Raw genomic sequence first — 16,544 nt, 5'->3', positions numbered from 1 at the left:
TTTACGACTTCGGCGGCTGCTGGCCGAGCGCGATCTTCAGCAGGTCGGCCACCGTGTTGGCGTTGAGCTTTTCCATGATGTTGGCGCGGTGCGCCTCCACCGTCTTGATGCTGATGCCCAGGTCGTCGGCGATCTGCTTGTTCAGGCGGCCGGCCACGATGCGTTCCAGCACCTGCGCCTCGCGCGAGGTCAGCTTGGAGAGCAGGGCGTCGCGGCTGGCGGCGCTCTGGAACTCGGCGAAGGTGTCCTTGGCGCGTTCGAGCATGCGCTCGACCAGGCTCACCAGCTCGTCTTCCTTGAAGGGCTTCTGGATGAAATCCATCGCGCCCTTCTTCATGGTGTTCACGGCCATCGGGACATCGCCGTGGCCGGTGATGAAGACCACGGGCAGCGGCGACTTGCGCTCCACCAGGCGGTCCTGCAGTTCGAGGCCGGTCATGCCGCCCATGCGAATGTCGACGATCAGGCAGGCGACCTCGCGCGGGTCGTAGCGGGCGAGGAAGGATTCGGCGGAGTCGAAGCAGCGCACCCGGTAGTCCTTGCCTTCCAGCAGCCACTGCAGCGAGTCGCGCACCGCCTCGTCGTCGTCGACGACGTAGACCGTGCCCTTCTTCGGAATCAGGCTCATGTGATGGTCACCCCCGCGTCCTTGCCCACTATCGGATTCGTAGCGCCGGAGACAGGAATCCAGAAGGAGAACCGGCAACCCGCGACTTCGCTGCCATTGTAGATGTTCTCCGCCTGCATCCTGCCCTGGTGCGACTCCACGATGGTGCGGCAAAGGTTGAGGCCGATGCCCATGCCTTCGGCCTTGGTGGAGAAGAAGGCCTCGTACAAACGTTCCATGACTTCGGGCGCGAGGCCCTGGCCGGAATCGAGCACCGAGAACTCCACCACCGCCTGTTCGTCGATCTGCTTGGGCACCACGCGCATCTCCACGCTGCGGCGGCCCGCGGGCCGGCCGGCCTGCTCGATCGCCTCCGCGGCGTTGCGCAGCAGGTTCACCAGCACCTGTTCGATCAGGATCGGGTCGACCATCAGGTGCGGCAGGCGCGCGGCCACGTAGTGCGAGAGGCGGACGTTGCGCCGGCGCAGCTCGATCTCGGCGAGTTCCAGCGCCTCGGTGACCATCACGTTGATGTCGGAGAGCGTGCGGTTCGGCTCGCTGCGCTTTACGAAGGTGCGGATGCGCTGGATGATCTGGCCGGCCCGCTGCGCCTGGCGCGCCGTCTTGTCCAGGGCGGCCAGCACGTCGTCCTCGCTGATCTGCTTGCTCTTGATGCGCGAGACGAGGCCGTTGCAGTAGTTGGTGATGGCGGTCAGCGGCTGGTTCAGTTCGTGCGCCACGCTGGAGGCCATTTCGCCCATCGTGATCAGCCGGCTCGCCGACTGCGCGCGTTCGGCCTGCGCGGCGGCGAGCTCCTCCGCCGTGCGGCGCGCCGTGATGTCGGTCGCGATCACCATCTGCGCGAGGCGGCCGTCCACCCAGTTCAGGTAGCGCGAACGCACTTCCAGCCACTTGCCCAGTTCCGGGACGAAGATTTCGGCGTTCTCGGAGCCGGCGCTGGTGAGGGTGTTGGTGGGCAGGCCGACGAAGTGGTCCACATGGTCCAGCGATTCGTCGTTGGGGCGCGGCTGGCTCATACCGGCGGTGGCGACCATCTGCAGGTGGCCGCCGGCCCGTCCCCCGAACCACAGGCGATAGAGCTTGTTGGCGAACAACAGCTCCTCGCTGCCCAGGGGCGCCACGGACACGGAGGCATCGAGCGCCTCCAGCACCGTCGTGAAGCGTTCGTGCGAGGCCTGCAACTGCTCGCGGATGCGCGTGGGCTCGGTGATGTCGGTCATCGACGTCATCCAGCCGGTCTGGTTGCCCTTGGCGTCCACCAGCCGCGACACGTACAGGCGCGCGTCGAACAGCGTGCCGTCCTTGCGCTTCACGCGCACCTGGAAGCCGCCCTGGATGGTGCGGCCCTTGAGTTCATCCTCCAGCCGCGCCATCAGGAGGTCGCGGTCCTCTTCCGGCCAGTACGGGAAGGGCGGGGTGCGGCCGACGAGTTCGGCTTCGCTCCACTGCGTCATCTGGCAGAACGCGGCGTTCACGTAAGTGATGCGGCCATGCATGTCGAGCGCCCGCATGCCGGTGAGCATGGAGTTCTCCATCGCGCGGCGGAAGTTGGTCTCGGCCATCAGCGCCTGCTGCGCCTGCATGCGCCGGCGCGTGTGGCGCCAGTTGGCGATCAGCATCCACGCCGTCATCGCCGAGAGCGCCCCCACCAGCCAGAACAGCCCGCTGCCGATCACGCCCAGGCCGGTGCGGTAGGCCTGCGCGCGAACGATCAGGCCGTTGCCGACCGGCGAGACCGGGACCTCGTAGTCGTTGGGTTGCGAGGCCCAGGGCAGCAGCTGTCCTGCCGGGTTGCGCGGCGGCACCGAGGTGCCCGCCAGCACGCGGTTCTTGCCATCGAGCAGGGCCACGGCGTACTTCGCCGAGATCTCCGCCGGCACGCCGTAGCGCAGCAGGCCGTCGATGGAGTACTCGCCCAGGATCACGCCGCCGAACTTGCCCTGGTCGGCCAGCGGGACGTGCAATTGCAGCAGGCCGGAGCTGTCGGGGCCGGCCGCCGGCTGCGAGTAGACCGGCTGCTGCAGGTCACGTGCCAGGCTGTACATCGTCTCGGTCTCACCCGGCCGCAGCACCTCGCCGCTGGCGCGGATCTGGTTGCTGTGCAGGCTGGGCGCGGCGTAGCTGGCGGTGATCTTCCGGCGCTCGTCGATCCACGTGAGCATCAGCAGCTCGGGGTACTGCGCGATCATCGACTCGGCCCGCACGATGAACTCCTCGGCGTCGACCTCCTTGTTGGAGATGTCGCGCGCGATGCGCATCAGCTGTTCCTGCCGTTCCAGCAGGCGCAGTCGCATGCGCTGCTGCGCGTATTCGACGTCGCGCTTCACCGCCTCCTGTTCGCGGTCCATCTCCTCGAGCCGCAGGTACCAGAAGGCAGAAACGATGGCGGCCAGGAACAGCAGCACGGCGGCCAGCGGCGCCAGCATGGCGTAGCGGTCCTGGCGGGTCGGGGTCTGGCGGCGCCACCAGTGGCGCCACCAGTCGGGGATGGGGCCTTCGGAAGGCAGTTCCGAAGCGGGAGAGTCTTGCATGGATGCTGGAGTGTAGGGCGCGCCCTCATCGTGACCAACGTCCGGGCCCGCCACGTCGTTCACATGAATCCGCATTATGAAACGTAGCTGCGCTATTTGAAACAGCGCGGGCTTTGTGCGACACTCCCGCCGCGCCCGCGCAGCGCGAACCCGTACTAAATTCACCGGATCACAGGAGACAAGAATGTCCGCACAGCCCGATCACCTGTTCGGCTCGGCCGCCAACGATGCCGACGCGCAGGAAACCCGCGAATGGCTGGAGGCGCTGTCCGCCGTCATCGCCACGGAGGGCCGGGAGCGCGGTCATTTCCTGCTGGAACAGCTGCTGGAGCAGGCGCGCCAGGAAGGCATCGACCTGCCGTTCTCGGCCACCACCGGCTACGTCAACACCATCGAGCCCGAGGACGAGGAGCGCTGCCCCGGGAACCTCGAGATCGAGGAACGCCTGCGCGCCTACATGCGCTGGAACGCGATGGCGATGGTGGTGAAGGCGAACCGCCTGCACCCGGAAGACGGCGGCGACCTCGGCGGCCACATCAGCTCCTTCGCGTCGCTGGCGACCATGCTGGGCGCCGGCTTCAACCATTTCTGGCATGCCGAAACCGAGGAGCGCGGCGGCGACTGCCTCTTCATCCAGGGCCACAGCGCCCCCGGCATCTATGCCCGTGCCTTCCTCGAAGGCCGCATTACCGAGGAGCAGTTGCTCAACTTCCGCCAGGAAGTGGACGGCAAGGGCCTGTCCAGCTATCCGCACCCGAAGCTGATGCCGGAGTTCTGGCAGTTCCCGACGGTGTCGATGGGCCTGGGCCCGCTGATGGCGATCTACCAGGCGCGCTTCCTGAAGTACCTGCACGCCCGCGGCATCGCCAACACCGAGAACCGCAAGGTCTGGGCCTTCCTCGGCGACGGCGAGATGGACGAAGTCGAGTCGCTGGGCGCGATCGGCGTCGCCGCCCGCGAGGGGCTCGACAACCTCATCTTCGTCGTCAACTGCAACCTGCAGCGCCTCGACGGCCCGGTGCGCGGCAACGGCAAGATCATCCAGGAGCTGGAAGGCGAATTCCGCGGCGCCGGCTGGAACGTCATCAAGCTGATTTGGGGCAGCTACTGGGACCCGCTCCTGGCGCGCGACAAGGAAGGCATCCTGCGCAAGATCATGATGGAGACGCTCGACGGCGACTACCAGGCCATGAAGGCCAACGACGGTGCCTTCGTGCGCAAGAACTTCTTCGGCCGCCATCCCAAGGCGCTGGAGATGGTCGCGAAGATGAGCGACGAGGACATCTGGCGCCTCAACCGCGGCGGCCACGACCCGCAGAAGGTGTACGCCGCCTTCCATCGCGCGGTGAACCACAAGGGCCAGCCCACCGTGCTGCTGATCAAGACCGTCAAGGGTTTCGGCATGGGCAAGGCGGGCGAGGGCAAGAACATCGCCCACCAGGCCAAGAAGCTGGCGGACGACGACATCCGCACCTTCCGCGACCGGTTCAACATCCCGATCCCGGACGACAAGCTGGCCGACATTCCCTTCTACAAGCCGGAAGCGAACACGCCGGAGATGGAGTACCTGCACGCGCGCCGCAAGGCGCTTGGCGGCTACCTCCCGAAGCGCCGTGCGAAGGCCGACGAGCAGCTGAAGGTGCCCGGCCTCGAGGCCTTCAAGGCCGTCACCGACCCGACCGCGGAAGGCCGCGAGATCTCCACCACGCAAGCATACGTCCGCTTCCTCACCGCGCTGCTGCGCGACCAGGAGCTCGGCCCGCGCGTCGTGCCGATCCTGGTCGACGAGGCCCGCACCTTCGGCATGGAAGGCCTGTTCCGGCAGATCGGCATCTACAACCACCAGGGGCAGCAGTACACCCCGCAGGACCGCGACCAGGTCTCCTACTACAAGGAAGACCAGAAGGGCCAAATCCTGCAGGAGGGCATCAACGAGGCGGGCGGCATGGCCAGCTGGATCGCGGCGGCGACCAGCTACAGCACCAGCAACCGCATCATGATCCCGTTCTACATCTACTACTCGATGTTCGGGCTGCAGCGCGTGGGCGACCTCTGCTGGGCCGCCGGCGACATGCAGGCGCGGGGCTTCCTGCTGGGCGGCACTTCGGGCCGGACCACGCTCAACGGCGAAGGCCTGCAGCACGAGGACGGCCACAGCCACGTCATCGCGCAGACCATCCCGAACTGCGTGAGCTACGACCCGACCTTCGCGCACGAGGTCGCCGTGATCATGCAGGACGGCTTGAAGCGCATGGTGGAGCGGCAGGAGAACGTCTTCTACTACATCACCCTGCTGAACGAGAACTACGCGATGCCCGGCCTGCAGCCCGGCACCGAGGAACAGATCGTCAAGGGCATGTACCTGTGCAAGCCGGGCGATGCCGGCAAGCTGCGCGTGCAGCTGCTCGGCTCCGGCACGATCCTGCGCGAGTCCATTGCCGCGCAGGCGCTGCTGGCGAAGGACTGGGGCGTGCATGCGGACGTGTGGAGCTGCCCGAGCTTCAACGAGCTGGCCCGCGACGGGCTGGACTGCGAGCGCCACAACCTGCTGCATCCCACGGCCAACCCGCGCGTGCCTTTCGTGGCGCAGCAGCTCGAAGGCCACGGCGGGCCGGTGGTGGCCTCCACGGACTACATCAAGCAGTACGTCGACCAGATCCGCGCCTTCATCCCGCGTGGACGCGCCTACAAGGTGCTGGGCACCGACGGCTTCGGCCGCAGCGACTTCCGCAGCAAGCTGCGCGAGCACTTCGAGGTGAACCGGCACTACATCGTCGTCGCCGCGCTGAAGGCGCTGGCCGAGCAGGGCGAGCTGCCGGTGGCGAAAGCCGCCGAGGCCATCCACAAGTACGGCATCAAGGCCGACAAGGTGAACCCGCTGTTCGCCTGAGAATCGCGCTACAACGAGAAGGCCCGCGCACGGGCCACGGAGAACAAGAAACATGGCCCTGGTCGAGATCAAGGTCCCCGATATCGGGGACTTCGCGGAAGTCGCCGTCATCGAGTTGCTGGCGAAGCCCGGCGACACCATCAAGGCGGAACAGTCGCTGCTCACCGTCGAGTCCGACAAGGCCTCGATGGAAATTCCTTCCAGCCACGGCGGCGTGCTGAAGGAACTGAAGGTCAAGCTCGGCGACAAGGTGGCCGAGGGCACGGTGATCGCGGTGATCGAGGCGGCGGCGGCGGCCTCTCTTTCCCCTCCCCCGCCGGGGGAGGGCAGGGTGGGGGCACCCCCTTCGCCCGCACCCGCTCCTGCCGTCGTACCGCCCCCACCCCAACCCTCCCCCAACGGGGGAGGGAGCCAGGCGATCGAGGTCCGCGTCCCCGACATCGGCGACTTCAAGGACGTGTCGGTCATCGAAGTGCTGGTCAAGCCCGGCGACACCGTCAAGGTGGAGCAGTCGCTGATCACCGTCGAATCGGACAAGGCTTCGATGGAGATCCCGTCGTCCGCGGCCGGCGTGGTGCGGGAACTCAAGGTCAAGGTCGGCGACACCGTGAACATCGGCGACCTGGTGGCGGTGCTGCAAGGGCAGGGCAGCGCAGTCGCCGCGAGCCCCTCACCCCAGCCCTCTCCCCAGAGGGGCGAGGGGGAAAGTCAGGCACCGGCCACCGGCGAGCGCACGCCGCCGACCGCCGCATTGCCGCCGCACGACCCGACCGCACCCACGGGCACGCTCCCGCACGCGTCGCCGTCCGTGCGCAAGTTCGCGCGCGAGCTCGGCGTGCCGCTGGAGGAAGTGAAGGGGTCCGGGCCCAAGGGCCGGATCACGCAGGAGGACGTGCAGGCGTTCACCAAGGCGGTGATGTCGGGCGAGGCGCGCACGAAGGCGGCGGCCGGCAAGGCGCCGGCCGGCGGCGGCGGCGAGGCCCTCGGCCTCCTGCCCTGGCCCAAGGTCGACTTCGCGAAGTTCGGCGCGATCGAGCGCAAGCCCATCCCGCGCATCAAGAAGATCAGCGCCGCCAACCTGCACCGCAACTGGGTGATGATCCCACACGTCACCAACCATGACGACGCCGACATCACCGAGCTCGAGGCCTTCCGCGTGCAGCTGAACAAGGAGAACGAGAAGGCCGGCATCAAGCTGACCATGCTCGCGTTCCTCGTCAAGGCCTGCGTTGCCGCGCTCAAGAAGTACCCCGACTTCAACTCCTCGCTCGACGGCGACGACCTGGTCTACAAGAACTACTGGAACATCGGCTTCGCCGCCGACACGCCGAACGGCCTGATGGTGCCGGTCATCAAGGACGCGGACCGGAAGGGCATCGTCCAGATCGCGCAGGAGACGGCAGAGCTCGCGAAGAAGGCGCGCGACGGCAAGCTCAGCCCTGCGGACATGAGCGGCGCCACTTTCACGATTTCTTCACTCGGCGGCATCGGCGGCAGGTACTTCTCGCCCATCATCAACGCGCCGGAAGTCGCTATCCTCGGGGTGTCCAGGAGCCAGACGGAACCCGTCTGGGACGGCAAGCAGTTCCAGCCCCGGCTGATGCTGCCGCTGTCGCTGTCGTGGGACCACCGGGTCGTCGACGGCGCCTCCGCGGCCCGCTTCAATGCGTACCTTGGACAGATCCTGGCGGACTTCCGCCGCGTGCTCCTCTAAGAACCAGAACATCGATGACAACTGTAGTGGTGGTGAAGAAAGCCGGGCAGATCGCGATCGCGGCCGACACCCTGGTGACCTTCGGCGACACCCGCCTGGCGCACCGTTACGAGGACAACACCAAGATCTTCAAGGTCGACACGGACGACGGGCCCAGCTACATCGGCATGGCCGGCACCGTCGCGCACTTCCCGGTGCTGCGCAAGGCCATGGGGTCCATGCCCCGCGAGATCCTCCGCCTGGGCAGCAAGGACGACGTGTTCGACACCTTCACCAAGCTGCACCCGTACCTCAAGGACAACTTCTTCCTGCAGACCAAGGAGGAGGACAGCGACCCGTACGAGTCCAGCCAGTTCAGCGTGGTGATCGCCAATGCGAGCGGCATCTACGGCCTGTACAGCTACCGCGAGGTGTTCGAGTTCAAGGAGTTCTGGGGCATCGGCTCGGGCCGCAGCTTCGCGCTGGGCGCGATGCACGCGGCCTACGGCCGGGCCAAGACCGCGCGTGAAGTCGCGGAAGCAGGGATCGCCGCGGGTTGCGAGTTCGACCGCAACTCCGAGCTACCCTGCGACATCTTCACGATCAAGTCCAAAGACGCCAAAGAACCAAAAGAGGCCAAGTGATGGCACAGACGGAAGTGCGGGTCCCCGACATCGGGGACTTCGAGAGCGTGTCCGTGATCGAGGTGCTGGTGAAGCCCGGCGACACGGTGAAGCTGGAGCAGTCGCTGGTCACCGTCGAGAGCGACAAGGCCTCGATGGAGATCCCGTCGACGCACGCCGGCGTGGTGAAGGAAGTGAAGGTCAAGGTCGGTGACGCGGTCAAGCAGGGCAGCGTGCTGGTGACCGTGGAGGCCGCGGAAGGTGCGGCGGCCGCGAGCCCCTCGCCCCAGCCCTCTGCGCAGGGCGGAGAGGGAGCGAAGCCACCGGCCACGGCGCCGGCGCCGACGGCGCCGCTCCCGGCAGGTTCCTATTCCGGCGGCGTCGATCTCGAATGCGAGATGCTGGTGCTCGGCGCCGGACCGGGCGGCTACTCCGCCGCGTTCCGCGCGGCCGACCTCGGCATGAAGACGGTGCTGGTCGAGCGCTACGCCACGCTGGGCGGCGTCTGCCTGAACGTCGGCTGCATCCCTTCGAAGGCCCTGCTGCACGTGGCCGCCGTCATCGACGAGGCGCGCCACATGGACGCGCTGGGCATCAGCTTCGGCCAGCCCACGATCGACCGCGCCAAGCTCAAGGCGCACAAGGACAAGGTCGTCGGCAAGCTCACCGGCGGCCTGACCGCGATGGCGAAGATGCGCAAGGTGACCACCGTGCGCGGCAACGGCACCTTCCTGGATGCGCACCACCTGCAGGTGGAAGAGACCGCCGGCACCGGCTCCGAGGGCACGGGCAGGAAGCAGGTGATCCGCTTCCGCAACGCGATCATCGCGGCGGGTTCGCAGGCCGTCCACCTGCCCTTCATGCCGAAGGACCCGCGCGTGGTCGACTCCACCGGCGCGCTGGAACTCGCCACCGCGCCCAAGCGCATGCTGATCCTCGGTGGCGGCATCATCGGCCTGGAGATGGGCACGGTGTATTCCACGCTGGGCGCCCGCCTGGACGTGGTCGAGATGCTGGACGGCCTGATGCAGGGCGCCGACCGCGACCTGGTGCGGGTGTGGCAGAAGATGAACGCACCGCGCTTCGACAACATCATGCTCAAGACGAAGACGGTGGGTGCCGAGGCGACGAAGGACGGCATCCTGGTGCGCTTCGAGGGCGAGCAGGCGCCGAAGGAGCCGCAGGTCTACGACCTCGTGCTGCAGGCGGTGGGCCGCAGCCCGAACGGGAAGAAGATCGGCGCCGAGAAGGCGGGCGTGAACGTCAGCGACCGCGGCTTCATCCCGGTCGACATCCAGATGCGCACCAACGTGCCGCACATCTTCGCCATCGGCGACATCGTCGGCCAGCCCATGCTGGCGCACAAGGCCGTGCACGAGGGGCACGTCGCCGCCGAAGCGGCGGCCGGCGAGAAGTCCAGCTTCGACGCGCGGGTGATCCCGAGCGTGGCCTACACCGACCCGGAGGTCGCCTGGGTGGGCCTCACGGAGGACCAGGCCAAGGCGCAGGGCATCGCGATCAAGAAGGGGCACTTCCCCTGGACGGCCTCGGGCCGAGCCATCGCCAACACGCGCGACGAAGGCTTCACCAAGCTGTTGTTCGACGCCGGGACGCACCGCATCCTGGGCGGCGGCATCGTCGGCACGCATGCCGGCGACATGATCGGCGAAGTGGCGCTGGCCATCGAGATGGGGGCCGACGAGGTGGACATCGGCAAGACGATCCATCCGCACCCCACGCTCGGCGAGAGCATCGGCATGGCCGCCGAGATCGCCCACGGCACCTGCACGGACGTGCCGCCGCAGCGCAAGTAGGCCTCAGGGCCAGTTCGCCGGGGTCTCGTTTCGGTGGGAAGCGGCTTGCGCCGCGGCGCTCATTGCGCGGCCGCTTCGGGCTGCGCGGCGTTGGCGGCGGCCGTGGGCGTGACCCGGCGCGCACCGTCGAAGCGCGAGGACCAGTAGGGCACCCGCATGTCCTCCACGCGCACCTGTGCACCCGGCTTGGGCGAGTGGATGAACTTGTTGTCGCCGATGTAGATGCCGACGTGGCTGAAGGTGCGGCGCAGCGTGTTGAAGAACACCAGGTCGCCCGGCTGCAGTTCCTGCTTGTCGATCTTCTGCGTGGCCGCGGCCTGCTCGTTGGCGCGGCGCGGCAGCATGAGGCCCAGGGTCTGCTCGTACATCGCCTTGACGAAGCCGCTGCAGTCGAAACCGGTCTCCACCGAGTTGCCGCCGCGGCGATAGGGCACGCCCAGGAAGCCCATGGCCGTGACGACCAGGTCGGATGCCTTGTGGGCGACGCGGCTCGCGCCTTCGCTCACGCGGTCGCCCACCTTTTCGCGGACTTCCTCGATGCGGTCGATCAGGCGCTTCTCGGCCATGAAGCGGCCGACGTCGTCTTCGGCGGAAGCGGGCGGCAAGGCTTGCGCCCCGGTCGCGACCAGCACGGCGCACAAGCTCAACCATTGCTTCATGGGCGCGGAGGTTAGCTTCCGGCCGGCCCGGACGTCAAGTGAAGAGTTCATTCCAAGTTCTTGATTTGTATCGAATTTGCGTCGTTTCCCCCGCGTGGCGGAGAGGTGGGAAACAATGTTTGCCACCATGAACATGCTCATTCGATCCAGGAGGGCCGGCCGGCTCTGGGGCCCGCTCGCCGCGTCCTGCGCGGCGCTGATTTTCGCAGCTTCGTTCTCCGCCGGGGCCGCTGCGCAGACCGTTCGGCCGGAAACCGTCGCCAGCGGCCTGGAACATCCCTGGGCCGTGGCCTTCCTTCCGGGGAACCGCTTCCTGGTCACCGAACGGCCCGGACGCATGCGCATCGTTAACGCGCAGGGGCGCCTGGGCGAGCCCTTGCAGGGCGTGCCGCGCGTGGCCGCCGGCGGGCAGGGGGGCCTGCTGGACCTGGTGCTGGACTCCGCCTTCGCCTCCAACCGCACGCTGTACTTCTGCTTCTCCGAACCGGGCAGCGGCGGCAACAGCACGGCGCTTGCGCGCGCCCGGCTCGCCGCCGACGACACGCGGCTGGAGGACGTGCGCGTGATCTTCAGCGGCAAGCCGAAGGTGGCCAGCAGCATGCACTTCGGCTGCCGCATCGTGGAGGCGCGTGACGGGACGCTGTTCCTCACCACCGGCGAGCGCAACTCGCGCAAGGAAGACGCCCAGACCCTGGACAACCACCACGGCAAGGTGATCCACATCCAGAAGGACGGCACGCCGGCACGCGACAACCCCTTCCTGGACCGCGCCGGCGCCTTGCCCGAGATCTGGAGCTACGGCCATCGCAACGCGCAGGGGGCCACCCTGTCGCCCGACGGCGTGTTCTGGATGAACGAACACGGTCCCCAGGGCGGCGACGAGATCAACGTGCCGCAGGCGGGCCGCAACTACGGCTGGCCGGTGATCACCTTCGGCGAGAACTACGGCGGCGGCAGGATCGGCGAAGGCATCAGCGAGCGGGCGGGCATGGAGCAGCCGCTGCACCAGTGGACCCCCTCGATGGCGCCCAGCGGCATGGCCTTCCTCACCAGCGAACGCTACGGCGCGGGCTGGCGCGGCAACCTGTTCGTGGGCGCCCTCAAGTTCCGCTACCTCTCGCGGCTGGAGATCGCGAACGGAAAGGTCGTGCGCGAGCACAAGCTGCTGCAGGACGTCGGCCGGGTGCGTGACGTCCGGCAGGGGCCGGACGGGCTGCTCTACCTGCTGACGGACGAAGGCAACGGCAAGCTGGTGCGCGTCGTGCCGCAGTGAAGGGTCAGGCCTTCACCAGCCCCTTGCGCACCGCATAGCGCGTGAGGCTGGCGATGTCGTTCAGGCGCAGCCGCTCCATGATGCGCGCCCGGTGCACGTCCACCGTCTTCGGGCTCAGCCCGAGCTCGAAGGCGATCTCCTTGGCCGACTTGCCCTGCGCGATGAGCGTCAGGATCTCGACCTGGCGGGTGGTGAGCTCGTCGTCGACGGTGGGCTCGGACGGCTGCAGCAGGCGCTGCGCCACCGCGGCGCTGAAGTAGCTGCCGGTGGCCATCACGCTGCGCAGGGCCTGTTCCAGCTCGAAGGGCGGGGCGTCCTTCATCAGATAGCCGCAGGCGCCGTTGGCCACTGCGCGCTTCACGAAGTCGACGGTGTCGTACATGGAAAGCACGATCACCCGCACGTCCGGGAAGCGTGTGTGGATCTCCGCGATCGCGGTGATGCCGTCCATGCCCGGCATGGAGATGTCGGTCATCACGACGTCCGGCTTCACGGATTCGAGCAGCGCCAGCAGTTCGCTGCCGTTGCGGGCCTCGGCGATCACCTGCACGCCTTCCACCGTGGAGAGCAGGGCCTTGATGCCGGAGCGCACCAGGTCGTGGTCGTCGGCCAGGACGACCTGGATGGGCATCGGTTTGTTCAGGTTGGGGATCATGGATGTCCCTTGGTGTCCTCGTTCATAGCACGGCCCGCACCGCCACGCCGCGGCCGCGCCGCGTCCGGATGTGGAGCCTCCCTCCCGCCAGCTCGGTCCGCTCGATCATGCCGTACAGCCCGATGTTCCGTTCGCTTTGATGACCGTTGAGCACCGCCTTCTTGTCGAAACCCTTGCCGTCGTCCAGCACCAGCACGCTGATCCGGCCGCGCGGCAGGAAGCGCAGGCGCACGCGCACCCGGGAAGCCTGGGCGTGACGCACCGTATTCGTCAGCGCCTCCTGCACCAGGCGCACGGTGACGGCGGCATTCTCTTCCAGCCGGGCCGGCTCGCTTCCCCGCGCCGTGAGTTCGCAGGCCAGGCCCGCGGGCTCGGCGATGCGCTGCATGGCCGACTGCACCGCGGGCACCAGGCCCAGCAGGTCCAGCTGCGCCGGCCGCAGCGAGAAAGACAGCGTCTTGAGCTGCTGCAAGGCGCCGTTCGCCAGTTCGGCCGCCGTTTCACTGTGCTTGCGCGCGGCCTCGCGGTCCGGCGCGCGGTCGGCTGCGTGCAGGTGGATCACCACCGCGGTCAGCGTCTGCCCGAGCTGGTCGTGCAGCTCGCGCGAGATGTGCGAGCGCTCCCGCTCCTGCGCCAGCACGAAGCGCGCGGAAAGCTCCTTCAGGCGCGCATAGGCGCCCTGCAGTTCCAGGTCGAGCCGTTCCTTTTCCTGCGCGCGCCGGCGCTCCTCGAGCACGCGGCCGATGATCTGGGGCAGGGTGCCCAGCTTGTCCTTGGTCAGGTAGTCCTTGGCGCCGCAGCGCAGCACGTGCACCGCGGCCTCCTCGCCGATGGCGCGGGTCAGCACGATCAGGGGCACGTTGGCGCGCCGCGTCACCAGGATCTGGAGGGCCGCGTACGGGGAGAAGCGGGGGAGGTTGAAGTCGCACAGGATCACGTCCCATTCGGCTTCGAGCGCGGCGACGAAGCTCGCGGCGTTGTCGACCCGGTGCAGTTCGTAGCGCCGGCCGGGGTCGGCGCGCTCCAGCGCGATGCCCATCAGCTCCACGTCGTCGGGATTGTCCTCGACGCACAGCAGCCGGATGGGTTTCGTATCGGGGGAAGCGCGGCTGGACATGGCGTGGCCGAACGAGTGTACCGTCGCGTTGGCGGCGCTCCGCTTAGGCATGTTCCCTAAACGCTGCTGGAATAATCGCGGCAAAGGAACACCCATGCTTTTGGACGCCGAAGAATCGCAACTCGTGCTGGTCGACTACCAGGCGCGCCTGCTCCCCGCCCTCCACGAAGGCGACCTCGTGCTGGCGAACGCGGTGCGGCTCGCGCGCATCGCGCAGCTCCTGCAGGTGCCGCTTTGGGCCACCGAGGAAAACCCGGAGGGCCTCGGCCCGACCGCGGACGCCTTGCAGCCGCTGGTGGCGGGCCGCGTGGTGTCCAAGATGGCCTTCGACGCCACGGAGCTGCTGCTGCCCCGGCTCAAGCCGGCGCCCAGGGCCCAGGGCGGCAATGCCCGCAGCCTGCCGAAGCACCTGCAGAAGGCCGCGCCCGCACCGGCTCCCGGTCGCGAAAGCATCGTTCTCGCGGGGTGCGAGGCGCACGTGTGCCTGCTGCAGACGGCGCTGGGCCTGCTGGAGGAGGAGCTGGAGGTCTGGGTGGTGACGGACGCCTGCGGCTCGCGCAGCGAACGCAGCCGCGACGCCGCCTTCGACCGGCTGGCCGGCGCCGGCGCGGAACTGGTGACCACCGAGATGGTGGCGTTCGAGTGGCTGCGCGATGCGGGACATCCCCGTTTCCGCGAAATCTTGAGCATCGTCAAATAGGCGCGGGCTCCGCGTCAGCCGACGGCAAGGCGGGTGCCCACAATCGGCACCCACAGGAGACCGCATGGCCTACGCAGATTTCCACCGCCGCTCGCTCGAGGACCGCGACGCCTTCTGGGCGGAGCAGGCGAGGCTGGTCGACTGGCACGTGCCGCCGGCGCGGATCTGCGACGCGGACCAGCCGCCCTTCGTCCGCTGGTTCGCGGGGGGCCAGACCAACCTGTGCCACAACGCCGTCGACCGGCACCTGGCGGAGCGCGCCGACCAGCCCGCCCTGATCTACGTTTCGACGGAGACGCAACAGGAGCGCACCTACACCTTCCGTGAGCTGCACCACGAAGTGCAGCGCATGGCCGCCGTGCTGCAGTCGCTCGGCGTCGGCCGCGGCGACCGCGTGCTGGTCTACATGCCCATGACCGCGGAGGCGACGTTCGCCATGCTGGCCTGCGCGCGGCTCGGTGCGATCCATTCGGTCGTGTTCGGCGGCTTCGCTTCGGTGTCGCTCGCCTCCCGCATCGAGGACTTCACCCCGAAGGCGGTGGTGAGCGCCGATGCGGGCTCGCGCGGCGGCAAGGTGCTGGCGTACAAGCCCCTGCTGGACGAGGCGATCCGGCTCTCCGCGCACAAGCCGCAGGCCGTGCTGCTGGTGGACCGCGGCCTCGCGTCGATGGAGAAGGTCGCCGGGCGCGACCACGACTGGGCCACCCTGGCCGATCGGCACGCGCAGGCGCAGGTGCCCTGCGCCTGGCTCGATGCCACCGACGTCAGCTACACCATCTACACCAGCGGCACCACGGGCAAGCCCAAGGGCGTGCAGCGCGACGTGGGTGGCTACGCGGTGGCGCTCGCCGCCAGCATGAAGCACATCTTCATGGGCGAAGCGGGCGGGACCTTCTTCTCCACCAGCGACATCGGATGGGTGGTGGGCCACAGCTACATCGTCTATGGCCCGCTGATCGCCGGCATGGCCACCATCATGTACGAAGGCCTGCCGATCCGCCCCGATGCCGGCATCTGGTGGAGCCTCGTCGAGAAATACAAGGTCACCGGCATGTTCAGCGCGCCGACCGCCGTGCGCGTGCTGAAGAAGCAGGACCCCGCTTTCCTGAAGAAGCACGACCTTTCCAGCCTGAAGGCCCTGTTCTTGGCCGGCGAGCCGCTGGACGAGCCCACGGCGCGCTGGATCAGCGACGGGCTGGGCGTTCCCATCATCGACAATTACTGGCAGACCGAAAGCGGCTGGCCGATCCTGACCATCGCCAACGGCGTCGAGAAGAAGGCCAGCAAGTTCGGGAGCCCCGGCGTGCCCATGTACGGCTACGACGTGCGCCTGGTGCACGAGGGCACCGGGGAAGAGCTCACCGAACCGGGGCAGAAGGGGGTCGTGGTCATCGAAGGGCCGACGCCTCCCGGCTTCATGCAGACGGTGTGGCGTGACGACGCCCGCTACGTCCAGACGTACTGGTCGAGCATCCCGGGCCGGCAGGTCTACAGCACCTTCGACTGGGGCATCCGGGACGCCGACGGCTACTTCTACATCCTCGGGCGGACCGACGACGTGATCAACGTCGCCGGGCACCGCCTGGGCACGCGCGAGATCGAGGAGAGCATCTCCAGCCATCCCAACGTCGCGGAGGTCGCCGTGGTGGGCGTGGCCGATCCGCTCAAGGGCCAGGTGGCCATGGCCTTCGCGGTGCCGAAGGATGCCTCGGCGCTCACCGACGATGCCGCGCGCCTGAAGCTGGAGGGCGAGGTGATGAAGCTCGTCGACCAGCAGCTGGGCTCGGTGGCGCGGCCCGCACGCGTGCGGTTCGTCACGCTCCTGCCCAAGACGCGCAGCGGCAAGCTGCTGCGCCGCGCCATCCAGGCGGTGTGCGAGGGCCGCGACGCCGGCGACCTCACCACCATCGAGGACCCGGCCGCCTTGCAGCAGATCCGGGACCTGGTGCAACGCTGAGCCG

At 68.1% G+C, this 16,544-nt stretch carries 12 protein-coding genes; 7 read left to right on the top strand and 5 right to left on the bottom strand.

Going from position 1 to position 16,544, the window contains the following annotated elements; genetic code table 11:
• Position 1 precedes the first annotated feature (1 nt).
• Both IM787_RS12850 and IM787_RS12845 read right to left on the bottom strand, forming a co-directional pair.
• Positions 2-628: a response regulator transcription factor gene (locus IM787_RS12850; protein ID WP_193677030.1), complete on the bottom strand. Its 627-nt coding sequence runs from the start codon at positions 626-628 to the stop codon at positions 2-4.
• Positions 625-3,159, bottom strand: a complete 2,535-nt coding sequence (locus IM787_RS12845; RefSeq protein ID WP_193677029.1) for a PAS domain-containing sensor histidine kinase — start codon at positions 3,157-3,159, stop codon at positions 625-627. The genes IM787_RS12850 and IM787_RS12845 overlap by 4 nt, the downstream gene beginning before the upstream one ends.
• A gap of 184 nt (positions 3,160-3,343) precedes the next feature.
• Between IM787_RS12845 and aceE the strand changes: the two genes are divergently transcribed.
• Genes aceE through lpdA form a run of 4 tightly spaced genes read left to right on the top strand, consistent with a single transcriptional unit; the run spans position 3,344 to position 10,179 of the window.
• Positions 3,344-6,049, top strand: a complete 2,706-nt coding sequence (gene aceE, locus IM787_RS12840; RefSeq protein WP_193677028.1) for a pyruvate dehydrogenase (acetyl-transferring), homodimeric type — start codon at positions 3,344-3,346, stop codon at positions 6,047-6,049.
• A gap of 52 nt (positions 6,050-6,101) precedes the next feature.
• The gene (aceF, locus tag IM787_RS12835; protein ID WP_193677027.1) at positions 6,102-7,763 is read left to right on the top strand and encodes a dihydrolipoyllysine-residue acetyltransferase; all 1,662 of its coding nucleotides are present in this window, start codon (positions 6,102-6,104) and stop codon (positions 7,761-7,763) included.
• Positions 7,764-7,777: 14 nt separating this feature from the next.
• Positions 7,778-8,386: an Ntn hydrolase family protein gene (locus IM787_RS12830; RefSeq protein WP_193677026.1), complete on the top strand. Its 609-nt coding sequence runs from the start codon at positions 7,778-7,780 to the stop codon at positions 8,384-8,386.
• Positions 8,386-10,179: a dihydrolipoyl dehydrogenase gene (lpdA, locus tag IM787_RS12825; protein ID WP_193677025.1), complete on the top strand. Its 1,794-nt coding sequence runs from the start codon at positions 8,386-8,388 to the stop codon at positions 10,177-10,179. Before IM787_RS12830 ends, lpdA begins: the two co-directional genes overlap by 1 nt.
• Before the next feature lie 59 nt (positions 10,180-10,238).
• Here the strand turns inward: lpdA and IM787_RS12820 are convergent, their stop codons facing one another.
• A complete protein-coding gene (locus IM787_RS12820; RefSeq protein ID WP_193677024.1) occupies positions 10,239-10,838 on the bottom strand; it encodes a C40 family peptidase in 600 nt (199 codons plus the stop codon).
• 133 nt (positions 10,839-10,971) lie between these two features.
• Here IM787_RS12820 and IM787_RS12815 point away from each other — a divergent pair, with 133 nt between their 5' ends.
• On the top strand, positions 10,972-12,111 hold the full coding sequence (locus tag IM787_RS12815; RefSeq protein WP_227494362.1) for a PQQ-dependent sugar dehydrogenase: 1,140 nt from the start codon (positions 10,972-10,974) through the stop codon (positions 12,109-12,111).
• 4 nt (positions 12,112-12,115) lie between these two features.
• Here IM787_RS12815 and IM787_RS12810 read toward each other — a convergent pair whose 3' ends face one another.
• On the bottom strand, positions 12,116-12,766 hold the full coding sequence (locus tag IM787_RS12810; protein WP_193677022.1) for a response regulator transcription factor: 651 nt from the start codon (positions 12,764-12,766) through the stop codon (positions 12,116-12,118).
• Positions 12,767-12,788: 22 nt separating this feature from the next.
• Positions 12,789-13,934 (bottom strand): hybrid sensor histidine kinase/response regulator, encoded by a 1,146-nt coding sequence (locus IM787_RS12805; protein ID WP_193677021.1) that lies wholly within the window; start codon positions 13,932-13,934, stop codon positions 12,789-12,791.
• 43 nt (positions 13,935-13,977) lie between these two features.
• Here IM787_RS12805 and IM787_RS12800 point away from each other — a divergent pair, with 43 nt between their 5' ends.
• Both IM787_RS12800 and IM787_RS12795 read left to right on the top strand, forming a co-directional pair.
• Positions 13,978-14,583, top strand: a complete 606-nt coding sequence (locus IM787_RS12800) for an isochorismatase family protein (RefSeq protein ID WP_193677020.1) — start codon at positions 13,978-13,980, stop codon at positions 14,581-14,583.
• A gap of 64 nt (positions 14,584-14,647) precedes the next feature.
• The gene (locus tag IM787_RS12795) at positions 14,648-16,540 is read left to right on the top strand and encodes a propionate--CoA ligase (protein ID WP_193677019.1); all 1,893 of its coding nucleotides are present in this window, start codon (positions 14,648-14,650) and stop codon (positions 16,538-16,540) included.
• Positions 16,541-16,544: the final 4 nt, after the last annotated feature.

This window comes from Ramlibacter pallidus, assembly GCF_015070875.1.
Classification (GTDB): domain Bacteria; phylum Pseudomonadota; class Gammaproteobacteria; order Burkholderiales; family Burkholderiaceae_C; genus Ramlibacter; species Ramlibacter pallidus.
Note: the sequence above shows the minus strand (reverse complement) of the source record. Positions and strands in the feature narration are given on the sequence as shown.